At 60.1% G+C, this 18,580-nt stretch carries 15 protein-coding genes and 1 pseudogene; 6 read left to right on the top strand and 10 right to left on the bottom strand.

From position 1 onward, the window contains the following. Nucleotides 1–34: 34 nt before the first annotated feature. The 3 genes from AB8B33_RS22810 to AB8B33_RS22800 are packed head-to-tail and all read right to left on the bottom strand — an operon-like array spanning nucleotide 35 to nucleotide 3,167. On the bottom strand, nucleotides 35–922 hold the full coding sequence (locus AB8B33_RS22810; RefSeq protein WP_376776552.1) for a carbohydrate ABC transporter permease: 888 nt from the start codon (nucleotides 920–922) through the stop codon (nucleotides 35–37). Beyond that, entirely contained in the window at nucleotides 915–1,874 is a 960-nt protein-coding gene (locus AB8B33_RS22805; protein ID WP_162747913.1) for a carbohydrate ABC transporter permease, read from the bottom strand. The genes AB8B33_RS22810 and AB8B33_RS22805 overlap by 8 nt, the downstream gene beginning before the upstream one ends. A 6-nt stretch (nucleotides 1,875–1,880) precedes the next feature. Then, nucleotides 1,881–3,167 (bottom strand): ABC transporter substrate-binding protein, encoded by a 1,287-nt coding sequence (locus AB8B33_RS22800; RefSeq protein WP_113320464.1) that lies wholly within the window; start codon nucleotides 3,165–3,167, stop codon nucleotides 1,881–1,883. Nucleotides 3,168–3,374: 207 nt separating this feature from the next. Here AB8B33_RS22800 and AB8B33_RS22795 point away from each other — a divergent pair, with 207 nt between their 5' ends. The 5 genes from AB8B33_RS22795 to AB8B33_RS22775 all read left to right on the top strand — a co-directional run bounded on the left by AB8B33_RS22795 (nucleotide 3,375) and on the right by AB8B33_RS22775 (nucleotide 8,782). Beyond that, a complete protein-coding gene (locus AB8B33_RS22795; protein ID WP_113320463.1) occupies nucleotides 3,375–4,049 on the top strand; it encodes a TetR/AcrR family transcriptional regulator in 675 nt (224 codons plus the stop codon). Nucleotides 4,050–4,182: 133 nt separating this feature from the next. Further along, on the top strand, nucleotides 4,183–5,331 hold the full coding sequence (locus AB8B33_RS22790) for a Gfo/Idh/MocA family protein (protein WP_439016974.1): 1,149 nt from the start codon (nucleotides 4,183–4,185) through the stop codon (nucleotides 5,329–5,331). A gap of 3 nt (nucleotides 5,332–5,334) precedes the next feature. Beyond that, nucleotides 5,335–6,498 carry a dihydrodipicolinate synthase family protein gene (locus AB8B33_RS22785; RefSeq protein WP_439016973.1) on the top strand — a complete coding sequence of 388 codons (1,164 nt, stop codon included), beginning with the start codon at nucleotides 5,335–5,337 and terminating at the stop codon, nucleotides 6,496–6,498. Between the two features lie 30 nt (nucleotides 6,499–6,528). Next, the gene (locus tag AB8B33_RS22780) at nucleotides 6,529–7,359 is read left to right on the top strand and encodes a sugar phosphate isomerase/epimerase family protein (RefSeq protein ID WP_439016972.1); all 831 of its coding nucleotides are present in this window, start codon (nucleotides 6,529–6,531) and stop codon (nucleotides 7,357–7,359) included. Nucleotides 7,360–7,507: 148 nt separating this feature from the next. Beyond that, a complete protein-coding gene (locus AB8B33_RS22775; protein WP_439016971.1) occupies nucleotides 7,508–8,782 on the top strand; it encodes a Gfo/Idh/MocA family protein in 1,275 nt (424 codons plus the stop codon). A gap of 6 nt (nucleotides 8,783–8,788) precedes the next feature. On the opposite strand, the gene AB8B33_RS22770 is transcribed toward AB8B33_RS22775, so the two are convergent. The 3 genes from AB8B33_RS22770 to AB8B33_RS22760 are packed head-to-tail and all read right to left on the bottom strand — an operon-like array spanning nucleotide 8,789 to nucleotide 12,690. After that, a complete protein-coding gene (locus AB8B33_RS22770; protein WP_439016970.1) occupies nucleotides 8,789–9,799 on the bottom strand; it encodes a hydroxyacid dehydrogenase in 1,011 nt (336 codons plus the stop codon). Then, a complete protein-coding gene (locus AB8B33_RS22765; protein ID WP_439016969.1) occupies nucleotides 9,796–11,652 on the bottom strand; it encodes a DUF2264 domain-containing protein in 1,857 nt (618 codons plus the stop codon). The genes AB8B33_RS22770 and AB8B33_RS22765 overlap by 4 nt, the downstream gene beginning before the upstream one ends. A gap of 9 nt (nucleotides 11,653–11,661) precedes the next feature. Further along, nucleotides 11,662–12,690: a LacI family DNA-binding transcriptional regulator gene (locus AB8B33_RS22760; protein WP_439016968.1), complete on the bottom strand. Its 1,029-nt coding sequence runs from the start codon at nucleotides 12,688–12,690 to the stop codon at nucleotides 11,662–11,664. A 159-nt stretch (nucleotides 12,691–12,849) separates the two neighbouring features. On the opposite strand from AB8B33_RS22760, the gene AB8B33_RS22755 reads away from it, so the two are divergent. Then, complete coding sequence (locus tag AB8B33_RS22755) at nucleotides 12,850–14,136, top strand: ABC transporter substrate-binding protein (RefSeq protein ID WP_439016967.1); 1,287 nt, start codon at nucleotides 12,850–12,852, stop codon at nucleotides 14,134–14,136. A 64-nt stretch (nucleotides 14,137–14,200) separates the two neighbouring features. Here the strand turns inward: AB8B33_RS22755 and AB8B33_RS22750 are convergent, their stop codons facing one another. The 4 genes and pseudogenes from AB8B33_RS22750 to galE form a co-directional block, all read right to left on the bottom strand. Further along, nucleotides 14,201–15,175, bottom strand: a complete 975-nt coding sequence (locus tag AB8B33_RS22750) for a glycoside hydrolase family 26 protein (RefSeq protein WP_439016966.1) — start codon at nucleotides 15,173–15,175, stop codon at nucleotides 14,201–14,203. Between the two features lie 7 nt (nucleotides 15,176–15,182). Beyond that, nucleotides 15,183–15,705: pseudogene (locus AB8B33_RS22745) on the bottom strand (DUF995 domain-containing protein); the annotation flags it as partial. Nucleotides 15,706–15,715: 10 nt separating this feature from the next. Next, a complete protein-coding gene (locus tag AB8B33_RS22740) occupies nucleotides 15,716–17,599 on the bottom strand; it encodes a glycosyltransferase family 2 protein (RefSeq protein WP_439016965.1) in 1,884 nt (627 codons plus the stop codon). Beyond that, nucleotides 17,596–18,579, bottom strand: coding sequence for a UDP-glucose 4-epimerase GalE (galE, locus tag AB8B33_RS22735; protein ID WP_439016964.1), 984 nt, complete (start codon nucleotides 18,577–18,579; stop codon nucleotides 17,596–17,598). The genes AB8B33_RS22740 and galE overlap by 4 nt, the downstream gene beginning before the upstream one ends. Nucleotide 18,580 lies beyond the last annotated feature (1 nt).

The following is an 18,580-nucleotide window of genomic DNA, read 5'->3' as shown; positions in this document are numbered from 1 at the left end:
CATTCTTCCCTGTCTGGCTTTCCTGCCCGATCCATCAACGCTTCATGCCGGTCGTGGCGATGCCTTCGATCAGCAGGCGCTGGAAGAACAGGAAGAAGAAGAACACGGGCACGAGGGTCAGCGTCGACATGGCGAACAATCCACCCCAGTCCGATGCGCTGGTGGAGTCCACGAAAGTGCGCAAGCCGAGCTGGATCGTGTAGGTGTTCATGTCGTTGAGGTAGATCAGCGGACCGAAGAAATCGTCCCAGGTCCAGATGAATGAGAAGATGGCGGCCGTCGCCAGAACCGGCAGCGACAGCGGCAGCATGATCTTCCAATAGATGCGCCAGGCGCTGCAGCCGTCCATCATCGCCGCTTCATCGAGTTCACGCGGGATGCCGCGGAAGAACTGCACCATGAGGAAGATGAAGAATGCGTCGCTTGCCAGGAACTTCGGCACGACCAGCGGCAGGATGGTGTTGACCCAGCCGAGGTCGAGGAAGAGCACATATTGCGGGATGAGCGTCACGTGATAGGGGATCATCAGCGTGCCGAGCATGATCGCGAACCAGAAATTTCGGCCGGCAAAACGCAGCCGTGCGAAGGCGAATGCCGTCAGCGAGCAGGCGATGACATTGCCCGCCACGACCAGCAGCGAGATGACGAGCGAATTCCAGAAGAACCGGCCGAAGGTGATGTCGAGTCCGGTCCAGCCGCGCACATAGGAGGAGAAATCGACCGACGACGGGATGAGCGAGGTCGACGAGAAGATTTCATTTTCCGGCCTGACCGATGCCGACACCATCCACAGGAGTGGATAGAGCATCAGCAGCGAGGCGGCGATCAGCAGCGCGTGGATGATGATCGAAGCCGGGAGGCTGCGTTTGGTGATGTCCGATGGCGGCCTGGCCGCGGTGACGGAAGCGGTCATCTCAGTCATCGTAGTGCACCCAGTAGCGCGAGGTCAGGAAGGAGAAGGCGGTGAAGATCGCGATGATCACCACGAGGATCCAGGCGAGCGCCGAGGCGTAGCCCATGCGGAAATTGCCGAAGGCCTCCTGATAGAGATAGAGCGTGTAGAAGAGCGTCGAATTGATCGGGCCGCCCGTACCGCCGGAGATGATGAAGGCGGGTGTGAAAGCCTTGAAAGCATCGATCGTCTGAACGACAGCATTGAAGAAGATCACCGGTGTGAGAAGCGGCAGGGTGATCTTGTAGAACTGGCGAAATTTCGAGGCGCCGTCGAGGCTTGCGGCCTCATACATATCCTGCGGAATCTGCCGCAGACCGGCCAGGAAAATGATCATCGGCGAGCCGAACTGCCAGACGGAGAGAGCCACCAGCGTATAGATCGAATAGCTTGGATGCGAGATCCAGCTCGGGCCGACGATGCCGAATTGTGCGAGCGCGGCGTTGACGAGGCCATCGCTGGCGAAGAGCTGGCGCCACAGCACGGCAATCGCAACGCTGCCGCCGAGAAGAGACGGAAGGTAGAAAATCGCGCGGTAGATCGGCAGCCCACTCAGACCCCTGTTCAATGCCAGAGCGACGAGCAGGGCGAAGGTCAGCTTGAACGGAACCGACAGCACGACATAGGTCAGCGTGACTGACATGGCCGATGCGAATTTCGGATCGGCCGTTGCGATGCGCACGTAATTTGCGGCCCCTACCCAACCCGGCGCCCTCAACATGTCGAAGTCGGTGAAGGAGAGGTAGAGCGAAATCAGGGCCGGGCCGAGCGTGAGGCCAAAGAAGCCTACCAGCCACGGCAGCAGAAAGAGATAGCCAGGAGCATTGGCATTCCACAGGCGCCGAAAGCGTCCGTCAGCCTTTACTCCCTGATATCTTTCCACGGTTACCGTCCCTGCGGACGTGCGCATCGCATTGGTCATATGAGATCAACCCCGCGCGAGAATTCGCGTGATTTCATCCACGAGCTGCTTGCCGGCATCGGCCGGCGTAAGCTGGCCGAAAGCTACCTGCTCCGAGATGGTGCGCAGCACGACCTGGCCTTCGCCGGCGCCGGTCGGCGGCGGGGGCGGAAGCGGACCGGCGAGATCGCCGAGACCGGCGACATATTCGAGCGGGATCTTGCCGGTTTCATCGAGCGTGCCGGCGACGACTTCGCGCATCGCCTTCGATTCCGGAATGCCGCGCTCGACATCGAGTATCTTGGCGGCATCGGGGTTCTTGACGAAGAAGTTGACGTAATCGACAGCCTGATCGATCACCTTCGACTGTGCAGAGACCGAGAAGAACATCGAAGGTTTGCGGTAATGGCCGCCCTTCGAGTCCGGCTTGATCCTGAGGTAGTTGCTGAGCATCAACTTGTCCTTGACCATCGCCTGATAGCCAACGAACTGGTTGGAGTGAGCATAATCGCAGGCAGCCTTGCCGAGGGTCAGCGGGCTGGTGTCGATCGTATCCTTATAGAGCGCCTGAATGTCAGGCGTTACGCAAGCTTTAGCTTCACGGAACTTGGCCCACATGTCGAACCATTCCGCGGCGTCGTCCGCGCCGAAAGCGATCTTCGAATCGGCCGTGTACAGCGCCTTGCCGCGCTGACGTACATAGTTTTCGAAGAGCGGTTCGCCGCCGCTGCCGTCAGCAAAGCCGAAATAGCCCTTGCGCTTGCCGGCCTTGGTGATTTCCGCACCGATCTTGCCGAATTCTTCCCAGGTCGTCTTGTTGGTCGGCACATCGATGCCGGCTTCCTGGAAGGCGACGGTGTTGATGACCGTGGCCGCCGAATTCGCGCCGAGGCTGACACCGTACAGGTGACCATCGACCTTGCCGCCTTCGATCTGTGCCGGATCGAAATCATCGATCTGCAGCTTCGACGGCATATAGGATTCCAGCGGGGCAAGAGCGCCGCGCCGGGCGTATTCGACAATATAGCGGTAGTCCATCTGGATGACGTCGGGCGCGTTGCGGCCAGCCACCTGTGTGGCCAGACGCGGCCAGTAATCAGCCCATCCGAGGAATTCGCCGGTGATCGAAACACCGCTGTTCTTCGCCTTGAAAAGGTCGGAGACCTTGTTGGTGCGGTCAGCGCGCGGCTGAGAGCCCCACCAGATGAGGCGCAGGCGGTTTTCCTGGGCAAAAGCGCTGTTTCCGAGCGCTGACAGCGAAAGGAGCGTTGCTCCGCCCGCCATGAAATTACGTCTGCTTACACGAAAAGACATATTGGTTTTCCTCCTCCCAATAGGAAGCGCCTCCACACGCTTCCTAACTAGCTATCTTGCAACAAATAACTAATTGGTTACAAGCTATGTTCAAAGCCTCCGGGCTGTCAAGCGGTGTTGGTGGCCCGATTGCGTTTGCAAAATCGGGTTTTTACATTCTTCCGCTTAAGCCTTATGAGCGCAACAGGGGAAAATAGGGGAAATCTGATGAACGACACTGGGGAGAGCGCAAAAAAGAAAATCAAGCGCCCGTCCGCCGAGCGAACCGCCCAACGCGACCCGGAGCGTACCCGTGCGGCCATTCTTGAAGCCGCGACACGGGAATTTGCCGAAAACGGCATGGGTGGTGCGCGTGTCGATTCCATCGCCGAGCGCGCCGGCACCAACAAGCGCATGCTCTATCACTATTTCGGCGACAAGGAGCAGCTTTATCTGCGTGTGCTTGAGGAGGCCTATGTTAGCATCCGCACCGCCGAACGCGCACTGAACATCGGCACCCGCAGCCCTGAGGAGGGCATTGGGGAACTTGCCCTCTTCACCTGGCGCTACTTCCTGCAGCATCCGGAGTTCCTCAGCCTGCTCGGCACGGAAAACCTGCACCGCGCCCGCTGGTTGCGCCAGTCCGTGCGGCTCAAGGAGTTGCATTCGCATCTGATCGGCGAGCTTTCACAGGTGCTGGAAGTAGGCAAGAAGGCGGGTGTCTTCATCGAGACCGCCGACCCGCTGCATGTCTATCTGACAATCGCCTCGCTCGGCTATTTCTACCTCTCCAACCAGTACACACTTTCGACGATCTTCGGCCGCGATCTCATTACGCCTGCGAATCTCGAAGCCTGGGAACGACATATCGTTCACGTCACGCTCGCCTCGATAAAGCGCTGATTTTCAAAAAACCGAATTGGCTATTGACAGCAATATTCCTCTTCTGCCATCAAGTAACTGTTTAGTTACCGGCTCGGGAGGGCCGGGCCCGGCTGCCCGCTCCCGACGCATAAAAGCTTCCAGGGAGGGAAAAATGGCACGTTTGGGGATCATTTTGCACGGCGTTACCGGCCGTATGGGCTACAACCAGCACCTCGTTCGATCGATCCTGGCCTTCCGCGATCAAGGCGGCATCACGCTGAAATCAGGCGAAAAACTGGAAATCGATCCAATCATCGTCGGCCGTAACGGCGCGAAGATGGAGGAGCTTGCCCGCAAGCATAATATCAAGCGCTGGTCGACCGATCTGGATGCCGCGCTCGCCAATCCCGATGACACCATCTTCTTCGATGCCGGCACGACGCTGATGCGCGCCGAGCTTCTCACCAAGGCGCTCGATGCCGGCAAGCATGTCTATTGCGAAAAGCCGATTTCCGACGATCTGCAGGTCGCGATCGACCTTGCGCGCAAGGCGCGTGCTTCGGGCCTCAAGCACGGCGTGGTACAGGACAAGCTGTTCCTGCCTGGCCTGCGCAAGCTGGCGCTGCTGCGCGATTCTGGCTTCTTCGGCAAGATCCTCTCAGTGCGCGGCGAATTCGGCTACTGGGTCTTCGAAGGCGACTGGGGCGTTCCGGCGCAGCGCCCGTCCTGGAATTATCGCAAGGCCGATGGCGGCGGCATCATTCTCGATATGCTCTGCCACTGGCGCTATGTGCTCGACAATCTCTTCGGTGAGGTGAAGGCCGTTTCCTGCCTGGGCGCGACCCATATTCCCAGCCGTATCGACGAACAGGGCAAGCCCTATAATTGCGACACCGATGATGCCGCCTATGCGACCTTCGAGCTGGAAGGCGGCGCGATCGCGCAGATCAATTCCTCCTGGGCCGTACGCGTTCGTCGCGACGACCTCGTGACCTTCCAGGTGGACGGCACGCATGGCTCGGCCGTTGCCGGCCTCACCAAGTGCTGGAGCCAGCACCGCGTCAATACGCCGAAGCCTGTCTGGAATCCTGACCAGCCGCAGACCATCGACTTCTACAAGACCTGGGACGAAGTGCCGGATACGCAGGTCTTCGACAACGGCTTCAAGGCGCAGTGGGAAATGTTCATTCGCCACGTCGTCGAAGATGCTCCCTGGCCCTACGGCCTGGAAGCCGGCGCCAAGGGCGTGCAGCTTGCAGAACTCGGCCTGAAATCCTGGGCCGAGCGCCGCTGGCTCGACGTTCCCACGCTGGAGTTCTGAGCCGTGACGACGATCAATCTTCCCCTCGACGGCAAGATCGCTCCTTATACACTGACCGGCACGCCGATCGAACTCAAGAAGCGGGACGCCAAGAGCTTCCCGCGTATCGCCTTTGCCGCCGCCCATGTGGTGGCCGATCCGCTCGCCGACAATGATCCGTGGCTGACACCGGCGATCGACTGGGAACGGACGCTTGCCTTCCGCCATCGGCTTTGGGACCTCGGCCTCGGCGTGGCCGAGGCGATGGATACTGCACAGCGCGGCATGGGCCTCGGCTGGCCGGAAGCCCGCGAGCTGGTCCGCCGCGCGCTTGGCGAAGCAGCCGGACGCAAGGACGCGCTGATTGCCTGCGGCGCCGGCACCGACCATCTGACGCCCGGCCCCGACGTGACCATCGATACGATCATTAGGGCTTATGAAGAGCAGATCGAAACGGTGGAAGCTGCCGGCGGTCGCATCATCCTGATGGCAAGCCGGGCACTGGCCGCCGCCGCCAAGGGGCCGGATGACTATGTCAGGGTCTATGACCGCATTCTTCGCCAGGTAAAAGAACCTGTCATCATCCATTGGCTCGGCGAAATGTTCGACCCGGCGCTTCAGGGATATTGGGGCAATGGCGACCATCTGAAGGCGATGGAAACCTGCCTGCAGGTGATCGAAGCCAATGCCGCCAAGGTCGACGGTATCAAGATCTCGCTTCTTTCCAAGGAGAAGGAAGTCACGATGCGCCGGCAGCTGCCGAAGAGCGTGCGCATGTACACTGGCGATGATTTCAACTACGCCGAACTGATTGCCGGCGACGAGCAGGGCCATTCGGATGCGCTGCTCGGCATCTTTGACGCCATCGCGCCTGCGGCTTCGGCCGCACTCGACGCGCTTGGCCGTAAGAGCAACCACGAATTCTTCGATCTGCTCGAGCCGACAGTTCCGCTGTCGCGCCACATCTTCAAAGCGCCGACCCGCTTTTACAAGACCGGCGTCGTCTTCCTCGCCTATCTCAACGGCGTGCAGGATCATTTCACAATGATCGGCGGCCAGCAGAGCACGCGCTCGCTCACGCATCTGGCGGAGCTTTTCCGCCTGGCCGACAAGGCCCGGGTTCTGGCCGATCCGGACCTTGCAACTGATCGCATGAAGCGGGTGCTTGCCGTCCACGGCGTTCACTGAACGTCAGCATGGCAATGGGAGGGGAATGACATGCAGGTCGAAGGACTTTCGATCAACCTTGCGACAATCCGCGAGCAATGTGGCTTTGCCGAAGCCGTCGATATCTGCCTGAAACACGGCATCACCTCGATCGCGCCCTGGCGCGATCAGGTCGCCAAGGCCGGCCTCGACGAGGCAGTGCGCATCGTCAAGTCGAACGGCATCAAGCTGACCGGGCTTTGCCGCGGCGGCTTCTTTCCGGCAGCGAACGAAGCCGAGTGGCAGAAGAACCTCGACGACAACAGACGCGCCATCGACGAGGCGGCAGCCTTTTCGGCCGATTGCCTCGTGCTCGTCGTCGGCGGTTTGCCTGATAGTTCGAAGGATATCGTCGCGGCCCGCCAGATGGTGTTCGACGGCATTGCCGCCGTGCTACCGCATGCGCAGGCCTCGGGCGTGAAGCTCGCGATCGAGCCATTGCATCCGATGTATGCGGCCGACCGGGCTTGTGTAAACACGCTCGGCCAGGCGCTCGATATGTGCGAGCAACTCGGCGAGGATGTCGGCGTCGCCGTCGATGTTTATCACGTCTGGTGGGATCCCGATCTGGCCAACCAGATCGCCCGCGCCGGACGGATGAAGCGCATCTTTGCCCATCACATCTGCGACTGGCTGGTGCCGACCAAGGACATGCTGCTTGACCGCGGCATGATGGGCGATGGCGTCATCGATCTCAAAGGCATAAGACGGATGGTGGAAGCCGCCGGCTTCTTGGGCGCGCAGGAGGTCGAAATCTTCTCGGCTGAGAACTGGTGGAAGCGTCCGGCCGACGAGGTGATCGCCACCTGCGTCGAGCGCTTCAGGAGCTGCTGCCAAGTCTGATTCTGGAGCATGTCCGTTTTTCTTCGAAACACGGACATGCCCTATCTCTTTGTTTTCACGCAATTCCGGACGCAAAACCGCTGCACACTTTTGCTGGAATTGCTCTAAAGTCCAATCGTTTCATCACGTATGAAGGAGGAATCATTCGATGGAGAAACGCCGTTTTGCCCTGATCGGCACCGGTAACCGCGGCACCACGATGTGGGGCAAGGAACTCTTGGCCGGCTGGCGCGAGCATGTCGACCTAACTGCGATCGTCGAGAAGAATTCTCTGCGCGGCGAGCGCGCCCGCACCATGATCGGCAGCAATGCACCGCTCTATGAAAACATCGATTCGATGCTCATAGAGCAGAAGCCGGATCTCGTTATCGTCTGTACGCCCGACCATACGCATGACGATATCGTGGTGCGGGCGTTGGAATCCGGCATCGACGTCATCACCGAAAAGCCGATGACCACCTCGGTCGAGAAGATTCGCCGGATTCTGGACGCCGAAAAGCGCACCGGCCGCCGGGTCGACGTCTCCTTCAACTATCGCTATGCGCCGACGGCAGCGAAGATCAAGGAGCTCTTGAATTCCGGCGAGATCGGCCGCGTCACCTCAGTCGACTTCCACTGGTATCTCAACACAAAGCATGGCGCCGACTATTTCCGCCGCTGGCATGCCTATACCGAAAATTCCGGCAGCCTCTTCGTTCACAAGGCGACGCATCATTTCGACCTTCTGAACTGGTATCTCGACAGCGATCCTGACGCCGTGACCTCTTTTGCCGACCTGCAGAATTACGGCCGCAAAGGGCCTTTCCGCGGCCCGCGCTGCAAGCTCTGTCCGCACACGCAGGAATGCGATTATTACCTCGACCTCGAAAAGGATCCCTTCCTCGATTCGCTCTATGAGGATCCCTCGAAGATCGACGGTTATTTCCGCGACGGTTGTGTCTTCCGCGAAGACATCGACATTCCCGATACGATGGTCACTTCGATCCGCTACCGAAACAATGTCCATGTCTCCTATTCACTGAACACGTTCCAGCCGATCGAGGGCCATCACCTCGCCTTCAACGGCACCAAGGGCCGTATCGAAATCCGCCAGTATGAAGCACAGCCGTGGGAAGAGCCGAAGGAAGATACGGTCCTGCTGATCCGCAGCTTCCCGCATAGCAAGGAGGCCGTCGAGCGCATCACGGTGCCGCATTTTTCCGGCGGCCATTACGGCGGTGACGACCGGATGCGCAACATGATCTTCAAGCCCGACATGCAGGACAAGCTCGCGCAGCGGGCCGGCACCCGCGCCGGCGCCATGTCCGTGCTCTGCGGCATTGCGGCGCTGACGAGCTCGCGCACCGGCAAGGTCGTCAATATCTCCGACCTGATGCCGGAGCTTGCCAATGACGGTTCGCCGAACTCGCTGAAGGCGTCGTAAGACGCCTCAGGCGGTATTTTCCAGGTTTTCGAGGGTGAGCCGGTAAAGCAGAGGCTCGCCCTTGGTGAAGCGTTCGGCCTCATCCGCGGCCATTTCACCGAGGCGAGTGCGCTCGAGGCCGACGGCACCGGCGATATGCGGTGTAAGGAAGACGTTGGGCAGGTCGTAAAACGCCGATTCCGATCCCGGTATTTCGGGATCGGTCACATCGATAATGGCGTCGATACGGCCGGTCTTTAACACGACAAGCAAAGCGTCCTCATCGATCAGCGCGCCGCGCGCGGTATTGATCAGCGTCGCGCCATCCTTCATCAGCGCCAGTTTTGCGGCATCGATCATATGGTAGGTGGACGGCAGTGATGGCGCGTGGAGGGAGACGATATCCGAATGACGCATGAGATCGTCGAGCTCCACCTTGTACACGCCCATTCCGCGCGCCTGACCGGCATCGATGGTCGGATCGAAGAGCAGTACCTTGTAATCGAAGGGCTTCAGCAGATCGATGACACGGCGACCGATGCGTGACGCACCGATGATGCCAACCGTGCGGCGATAATTGCCGATGGCCTCACGCTGCATCGGATGGGTGCTATCACGATGGCGGTCGCCGACATAGAGGTCGCGGAAACGGAAGACATGTTTGCCGGCAAAGATGATTGCGGCGAGCGTGAATTCGGCGACCGGCACGGCATTGGCCTCGGCCGCATGACTGACGACGACGCCGGCCTCGAAAATGCCGGGATCGACGAGGCCCTTCACCGTTCCCGCCGCATGAACGACGAGCTTCAATTTCGGCGCAAGCGCCAGAACCTCGCGACCAACATAGGGTGCACCCCAGCCTGTAATTAGGATTTCCGCCTCGGAGAGCAGTCGCTTCGCCCGCTCGTCGTCGAAGTGCTGAAGCGGTTCGGCATCGAGCAGGCGCCCGATGCCATCCAGCCGGTGAAGGACCGCCTCGGGCAACACATGCTCCGTGCGGGAAGGCTGCATGGCGAGGACGATGGCAGCACGGCTCATGGCATATGTCCTGGCGCTTCGATGGCGCTGACGGTCACGCCCTTCTCGCTGACCAGCTTCCGGAGCACAGCGATATCGGGTGCTTTCGGCGGCGCGGTCCATGCCCCCGATACGGCAGCCGGATCGTTCAACGCGAGTACAGCCGCGACCAGAACTGTTTCGCCGGCCGGAATCTCACCGCGGAGCTGGGGCACGAGCGTCTTGGAAACGATCAAGTTGGTATTCGGCAGCGCCTTCTGAGCAAGGCCGTTTCGCTTGATCGAAGAACCGAGGTCGACGATGCCGGTGAAATCCACCTCGCCGATCGCATGAGCCGAGCCTTCAGCCGCTGAAAGCGTGTCCGCATCGAGATCGCGTTTGGCAATCGCGAAGCCGCCTTCCGCGGTCTGCAGCGGGCGTGGTGTTGTGATGCGGTGGACGCGGATATGCCACGGGGCCGATGGTACGAGCCAGGTTTCGACCTTCACGTCCTTGAAGGCTGACCATCTGGAGTAAAGGATGTTGCCGGCGATCTTCGCTTCTTCATTGGTTTCGCGGACGCGGTAATGCAGGCCGTCATCGCTGAAGGCGAGTGCGGAATCGAAGGCGCCAAGTGCGAAGGCTCGCTCGTCAGCCTCGACGCTGAAACCGTAGCGGGCGGAATAGGCGAATTTTGCATATTTCTCCGTGCCGAAGCGCATCTGCAGATTTTCCTGACCAGACGAGAGCGCCACGACATCATTGCCGGCACGCATGACCACCATGCCCGGATGACGCTGCGGAACGACCTCGGGGGTTTGCTCAGGCGCCTTTTCCTCTGCGGTCCAGAAGGGATGATCCTCGGCAATGGCGAGCGGTAGGAAGGCCTTGAAGGCCCAGTAGGGTGAGCCGGCAGAATTATAACTCTCCGACATCAAGAGGTTCGGGTAGCCGAAGCCAATGGAGAGAACGCCATCGTGGCTGGCGATCGGCTTGTCCCGCCACCAGCGCAGATGCTCGAGGCAGAGATGCTTGACCTCGCCCCAAGGCAACGCCTCCAGATCGGCGAAGGCGAGCGCCGACCAGAAACCGGCACAGGCGAAACGATAGGTGAGGCTGCGGCCGAAGGGGATTGTCGCGCCATCGGGCGCAAACCAATGGCGGAAATCCTTGGCGAAGAGGACGGCACGCTCGCGGTAACGTTTGGCATAGTCGTCATCGACCAGCTTGGAATATATCAAGCCGTAGAAATGCATTGCGAAGGGAATGTAGTGGTCGATGCGGCGGATATTGCCGTCACGGTACCAGCCGTCGCCAATGTAGAAGCCTTCGAGTTCCTCAAGATATTGCTTGGTCAGGCTGCGGTCGAAATCGGCGCCGAGTCGGTCGAGAGCGATATCGACGAAGATCCGGAAGAATTTCCAGTTGTTGTCGGCATAGTCGAACTGCCGGACATGCTTGAAATAGCCGACGATATTGTCACGAGCACGCTTGTCGAGCGGCTCCCAGATCTTTTCGGGCACCAGCGCCAGGGCAAAACCGAGGGCGGCGAGCTCCACCATGCGCTGGTCGCGTGCATTGACCGTGCCCCAATATTCGGGATGGGTCGGATCACAGCCATTCGCAAGACCTTCGGCAAAGCGGTGCCAATGTGCGAAATCATTCTTGCCGGCGCCGAGCGGTGCAAGACCCCAGAGCGGACGGGCGAAGCCTTCAAGATCAGCAGCGGCCCGGTCGAAATGAGCGCCGGCGCCATCGAGGCGAACACGGGCATTGCCGTCAGAGAAGAAGGGCAGCAGCGGATTGAAGAGATCGTTGACAGCGCGGATCATGTCGGCGCGGGTATTCAGCGGATTGCCTGCAAGCGGATTGGCGCTGGCGGGATCATAGGTCATCGGCATCACTCACAGCTTGTCGGTATCAGGAACAGTGCCTCCGGCAACGGGAACGACCGCCTGGCAGATATGGCGGGCGGGAGCGGTCCTGTCGCGGTAGCGGGAAATCAGAAGGGAGACGGCCTCGCGGCCAAGCGCCGCGCGGTCGACGCGCATGGTGGAAAGCCTGGGATTGGTCATGACGGCGCAGGGCAGGTCATCGAAGCCGACGATCGCGAAATCCTCGGGAACGCGAAGGCCTGCTTCGGTGACGGCTTCGAGCACGCCGACGGCAATGAAATCATTCATGCAGAAGGCCGCCGTATATCCGGGATCTTCCGCGAGCATCGCGACCGTGCGCTCATGCGCCTCGCGGCTGGCGCTGCCCTGGAAGGTGAGCGGAACGAGCCGGCCTTCGGCACCGGGAACCGCGGCAATCGCCGCCTCGAAGCCTCGCACACGTTCGCGGATCGTGTGGCGATGCGAGCCGGTGAGATGCAGGATACGTCGATGACCGGCTTTCGTGAGCCGGCTGGTCGCCTCGTAGGCGCCGAAGAAATTGGAGGGGGAGACGCCATCGAGGCGCAGGCGCGGATCCGTACCGTTGACGAGGACGGTCGGTGTTCCCGTCTCTTCCAGCCAGGCCCGCAACGTATCGCTTGGATCGATGCCGACGAGGAAAAGCCCTTCGGCTTGCGCCGTCTGCATATACTCGCCGACGACATCAGGCGTCGTGCGGTCTTCTCGCACGAGCAGCACTTCGAAAGGCATGCCGGCATCAGCGGCACCGGCGCGAAGGCCCTCAACGATCGATTCGTAGAATACGCTGAGGCCACCGGTTGCTCCGTCGCTGGCAATCAGGGCAAGCCCGCCCGGAACGCTTTCCGAAACAGTCTTCACCGGATAGCCATGTTCGGCAGCGACCTTCAAAATGTGCCGCCGCACGCTTTCGCTGATACCGGGCTCGTTGGCGAGCACCCGTGAGACCGTGGAAACGGAAACGCCAGCCAGATTGGCAATATCGGCCTGGCGCGGCCTTTTGATCTTGGTCTCGTTCATTTTGATCTCATTCATATGGCAAAGATTATGCAAATTATGCAAATTTGCAAGAGAATCATAAATTCTTGCAAAGAGAAATTTTTTGCGTACTCTAACCTTCGGAACGCCTGGAAAGACCATTGGAGGATGGCACCGGGCATCGGACACAGGAGGAAATCAATGCAGGTCAATCGCCGTTCATTCTTGATGGGAACCGCGGGTGCCGCGGCCGGCCTTGCCTTTGGCGCCGGCAGCTCGATCCCCGCATTTGCCGAGGACGCTTCGCTTCGCGCCATGTGGTGGGGTTCCAACGACCGCGCCAAGCGCACGCTGGATGTTGCCAAGCTCTATCAGTCGAAGACACCGGGTGTCACTATTGTCGGCGAGTCGCTTTCGGGCGACGGCTACTGGACGAAGCTGGCCACGCAAATGGCGGGCCGCGCGATCGCCGACGTCTTCCAGCTCGAGCCGGGTACAATCTCCGACTATTCCAAGCGCGGTGCCTGCCTGCCGCTCGATGAATTCGTGCCTTCGACGCTCAAGGTCGACAACTTCGGCGCAGACATGCTGAAACTGACCACGGTTGACGGCAAGCTCTATGGTGTTGGCCTCGGCCTCAATTCCTTCGCGATGTTCTTCGACACCGTCGAATTCGAAAAGGCGGGTATTCCGCTACCGACGCCCGATCTCACCTGGGATGAGTATGCCAAGCTCGCCGTGGAACTCGGCAAAGCCTCCGGCAAGGGTGGCGGCCCCTATGCGGCGCGCTACAATTATGTCTTCGACGCCTGGCTGCGCCAGCGCGGCAAGAGCGTCTTCGCCAAGGAGAGCGTCGGCCTCGGTTTCACGGTCGACGATGCCAAGGAATGGTTCGACTACTGGGAAAAGCTGCGCAAGGCAGGCGGCACCGTCGCCGCCGACGTTCAGACGCTGGACCAGAACACCATCGACACCAACTGCCTCGGCCTTGGCAAATCAGTGATCGGCATGGCCTACTCCAACCAGATGGTCGGCTACCAGCTCATCATCAAGAACAAGCTCGGCATCACCATGCTGCCGCGCGAGAAGAAGGGCGGCCCGTCAGGCCATTATTATCGCCCGGCACTGATCTGGAGCGTGGGTGCCACGACCAAGCAGGGCGAAGCCGCCGCAAAGTTCATCAGTTTCTTCGTCAACGATCCGGAAGCGGGCAAGATTCTCGGTGTGGAACGTGGCGTGCCGATGTCGCCGGCGGTTCGCGAAGCTATCCTGCCACAGCTCAACCCGACGGAGCAGGAAACAGTCAAGTACGTCAATCTGCTCAAGGATCAGGTCGGCGAATATCCGCGGCCGGTACCGATGGGCGCAACCGAATTCGACCAGCGTGTTCTTCGTCCGACCTGCGACGAGCTCGCCTTCGAGCGCATCTCGGTAGCCGATGCCGCAACCAAGCTTGTCGAAATCGGCAAGGGCACCCTCAAGGGTTAATCATACTCGGTCTGAACAGGCAAAAGCCCGCCACCAGCGGGCCTTTCTCATTGGCGATATCGGCTCAGTTGCTGGCGTCGTCAATGACCCGCCAGTCGGGCCGCCCGAGAGTGAACGGCCAGGCGTGCACGTCGCGGTCATTGAAGTAAACGACCTCCTGAAGCTCGGGAAAATCGCTCTGCTTCATCGTCGCAGTCTCCATCCACGGCTTGATGTAGGCATCGCTCCCCTCATAGCCGAGTTCGGCCACCCAGATGGGTTTGCCGTATTGGGCGACAAGGTCGTAACCTGGCTTCAATGCCTCGGTGAAGGTTCGCGGGCCGTTGTGAGCGATTTTATCGTAGGGTTCCAAGCCGAAAACGGACAGGCCTACGAAATCGACATAGGTGTCGCCGGGGTAGTAGGCATTAAGGCCGGGCTTTCCCTTCGGCGACCACATGAGTTTCGTGCCGGGCGCCTCCTGCCGCACGATATCCATCATGCGCCTGTAGGCGGTTATATATTCAGGAGGATTCCAGCCGGACCACGAAAAGCGGCCGGAGTCGTCTTCCATTTCCTGTCCCCAGCGGACGATGACAGGGCTTTTCAACTGGGCGATCATCCTGGCAATTGCCCGCATATTCGCATCGTAGTCGCCGTGAAACAGCTTCCAGCGAAGTTCATCTGACGTCAGCCGCCAGTCCACATCCCACGACCAGGGTTCCACCGTGATCAGCAGGTTGCGGCCTCTCGCCAGCGCATAGGCATCCGCCACACGCAGCGTTTCGAGATCGACGTCTTCCCATGGAAGAAAGAGGTGCTCTGTCGTCACGCTCTGCTGTGCGCCGAAATCGCCATGCGGGTCGTAGGCACCAAACTTGATGCCATCGGCATGAATTGCGGGCCGCTTGTCGGTGATCGTCTTGTCGGTGATCGTCTGGGCACCCGCATTCATGACGGCGGTGGTGTTCTGCGCCTCGCTTCGGTGCGACAGGTCGGCAACGCCGAGCAGAAGCATCGCGATTGTTGCCGTCGAGATTCTCTTCGCCAGGGTTTTCATAGTCTTTTCCTCCCCTTCGGCTATTTATTGGTTGCGAGAACCTGTTTCAGCTCTTTGGCTTTCAGGCTCACCGTGTCTGGCGGGACCAGCTTCCGGAACTCATCGTCGGCTTTCGTGGAAGCATGCCGGAACACGTACCAGTCCCCGCTCGGCTGACGCCGCTGATAGATCGTGTTGCCGATCCTGCGGTGGCCGAAGCAGGTACTGGCACGTGCCGCCCCCTCATTATTGGTCCAGGTTGCGCGCATGCACATCTGACCGAGATCATCGACGACCCAGCGGCCCTCTGCGAAAGATTGTTTGCCGCCATTGTCGACCCAGGCGACGAAATGCCTGCCCTCGCCAATGAAACGGCCGCCACCCGTATCCCAGGTCCAGGTCTTGTCGGCGTAGATCACGTAGAGTTCGCCGGCATTCAGTGGCGTCGGTATCGGTGCTTTCGTCTTTTCTGCTGCGAGTGCACCCGTCGGGAGGATGAGGCAGAGGCACAGAGCCAGCGCTCCTCCCGTCGATCGTATTGTCATTCTCATTTTATCCTCCTCACGCATTTCTGCTCTCCCCAACATCCCTTCGTTCACGGCCGGCTTCGGCAAAGCCGTGCCATTTGAGACGGAATTTCACGATCCTGGTCTTGCCGCCGCCGAGCCCTGCACCCGCCACAGCAAATTGCGACTGGGTAAAGGTGACGAAGGGCTGGCCGTGCGAAAGCGCCTCCATGGCAGCTAGCCCGTGGTTGCCGAGTTGCACCCCGCCGACCAGGCAGGCGACGAGACCGGCGGCGGCGGCAAACCGCAGGCCGTATACTTGCGGCAAAAGGGACTGACCGTTCTCCGCGGTGTGACGGACGACAACCAGGATTATGAGCGATACATAAATCAACAAGTTGATCGCCGCGAAGATCTGGAAGCCACGCGCACCATCGCCATCGGCAGCAAAAACCATGGCCGCAGCACAAATGCCCAATAGTGCGATGTACGGTGCCATTATCCGCGCCGGCAGTTTGCGCTGCCCCTGATCACCCTTCGGAGTGATGCGGAAATCCACGAAAGAACCGGTCACGTGATCGCGTGCGGCAGCGAGGGTGCCGGCAAGCGACCAAGGCCAGCGCAGCAGGATGAAGACTACCCCTTCCCAGCCGAAGAGCCTTGCATCGTATGGCCTGAATGTGCCTGACGCGCGCCAGAAGATGGCGAATACCGTCAGCACGATCGAAAGCGGCAGAGAATGCAGCAGGAATGCCGGATAGGTGACGTTGACGAAGACATGGCCGGTGAGCAGGGCTGCGACCGGCAGCAGGAACATCACCGCCATGAAAGTCGAAAACAGCGGATACCAGAGCTGCGAAAACAGGAACTGGAACTTCAACTTCAGCGGCAGCCGGGCGACATGCCGGCGAGAATGCTGCAAGAGGATGGTGACCAGGCTGCGCGACCACTGGAACTCCTGTACCACCAGATCGGCAAAGGTCGCCGGCCCGTCGCCATGGGCGATGGCATTGACCGCATGGACCCCGCGCCAGCCGCCGGCATTCATCATCAGCGTGGTCGAATGATCTTCCGCGAGCTCGGGACCGAGCCCGCCGATCTTCCTCAAGGCCGCTGTGCGAACGGCATAGTGCGAGCCGATGCAGAGCGGCGCCCAGCCATTATTGTATCCCGCCTGCAGCGAACCATGCAGGCTCGCTTCGGCATAGAGCCTGCCGCGGGCGGCCCAGCTTTCGGCAGCATTGGCATCGCAGATGCTGGGTGCCGAGACATAGCCGACTTCGGGATCGGAGAAGGGGCGCAGGACCTCGCGAAGATAAGTCGGCGTCGGCACATGATCGGCATCGAACTGGGCGACGAAATCATAGCGCTCATAGCCGAAGTGATCATAGAAATAGGCGAGATTGCCTTCCTTGCAGCGCGTGCGGCGCGGCCAGACGGGACGGTGATATTCGCTGACGCCCTTGCGGGTTGAGATCAAGACGCCATGCTGCCCGCACCATCTCTTGGCCTCATCGGACGGATCTTCATCGGCGAGCCATACATCGAACTCGACACCCTTCTGATCGAGCATCGCAAGAAGCGTCTTGCGCACGACGTCGAAAGGTTCGGACGGCGCCTTGGTGACCACCATGGCGACGCGGCCCTTCGGCAGGTCGGCGGATGAGCTGACCTGCCTTGCATCCAGAAAAATCAGGATGAAATAGGCCGGTATCAGGGTGACCCAGGCGAGGATGACGGTGACGAGCAGGAATGCCGGCCATGAAACGACGTGAGTGGGCTCAGCCCACCAGAGCCAGAAGTAAGCGAGTGCTGCCAGCCAGCAGGCGATGCCAAGACCATAGGCGGCTCGATTCCAGCCGGTAAAGACGGGCTCGAACATCTCGGGTTTGGCGGCAGAAGACTGATGTACGCGGTCGATTTCGACACTGGTGCTCATGCGATCACTTCCAGTCCGAAAGTCGGGCCGGCCGTGCGGATGATCGTATCGATATCGGAAAGCGCCGGCATGAAGTCCAGCTCAAGGCGAGCCCTTTTCGTATCGGCGAAAAGCGCAGGCGGATCACCCGCACGGCGGGGCTGACAGCGGATCGGCACCCTGTGACCGGTCTTTCGTTTGACGGCATTAAGGATCTCGCCGACCGACGTGCCACGGCCGGAGCCCAGATTGAGGCTCAGGGAATTGCCGCCAACCAGAAGATGGCGAACGGCGGCAAGATGCGCCTGGGCAAGATCGCTGACATGGATGTAATCCCTGACGCAGGTGCCGTCTTCCGTCGAATAGTCGGTACCGAAAATATCGAGGCTCTCGATCCGGCCGCTTGCGGCGAGAAGAGCGCGCGGGATCAGATGGGTTTCGGGATAGTGCCGCTCGGCAAGCTGGCCTTCCGGATCGGCGCCGGCCGCATTGAAGTAACGGAGCGCGGCGAAGCGGATACCATAGGCGGCCGCATAATCCTCCAGTGCCATTTCGAAGATCAGCTTGGTCCTGCCATAAGGATTGACCGGCTGTTGCGGCGTCTTCTCGCAGATCGGCAGCATCTCGGGAATGCCGTAGGTCGCGCAGCTGCTGGAGAAGACGATCCTATCGATGCCGCAATCGAGACAGGCGTCCAGCAGCGACAAGCTGCCGATGACATTGTTGCGATAATAGATGCTCGGCTTTTCGACGGATTCACCGACATAGGCGTTGGCACCGCAATGGATGACACAATCCGGCGAGTACTCGGCCATGACATGCCGCAACCTTGCGCCATCGGCGATATCCGCCTGGATCAGCGGCCCCCACCGGACGCTGTCGATATGTCCGGTGGAAAGATTATCATAGGTGACCGGAACCATGCCGGCACGCGCAAGCGCCTTGCAGATGTGGCTGCCGATGAAGCCGGCGCCACCCGTAACCAGGATGTAGCGGGGCATC

The sequence above is a fragment of the Rhizobium sp. 768_B6_N1_8 genome (genome assembly GCF_051811225.1).
Classification (GTDB): Bacteria; Pseudomonadota; Alphaproteobacteria; order Rhizobiales; family Rhizobiaceae; genus Rhizobium.
Note: the sequence above shows the minus strand (reverse complement) of the source record. Positions and strands in the feature narration are given on the sequence as shown.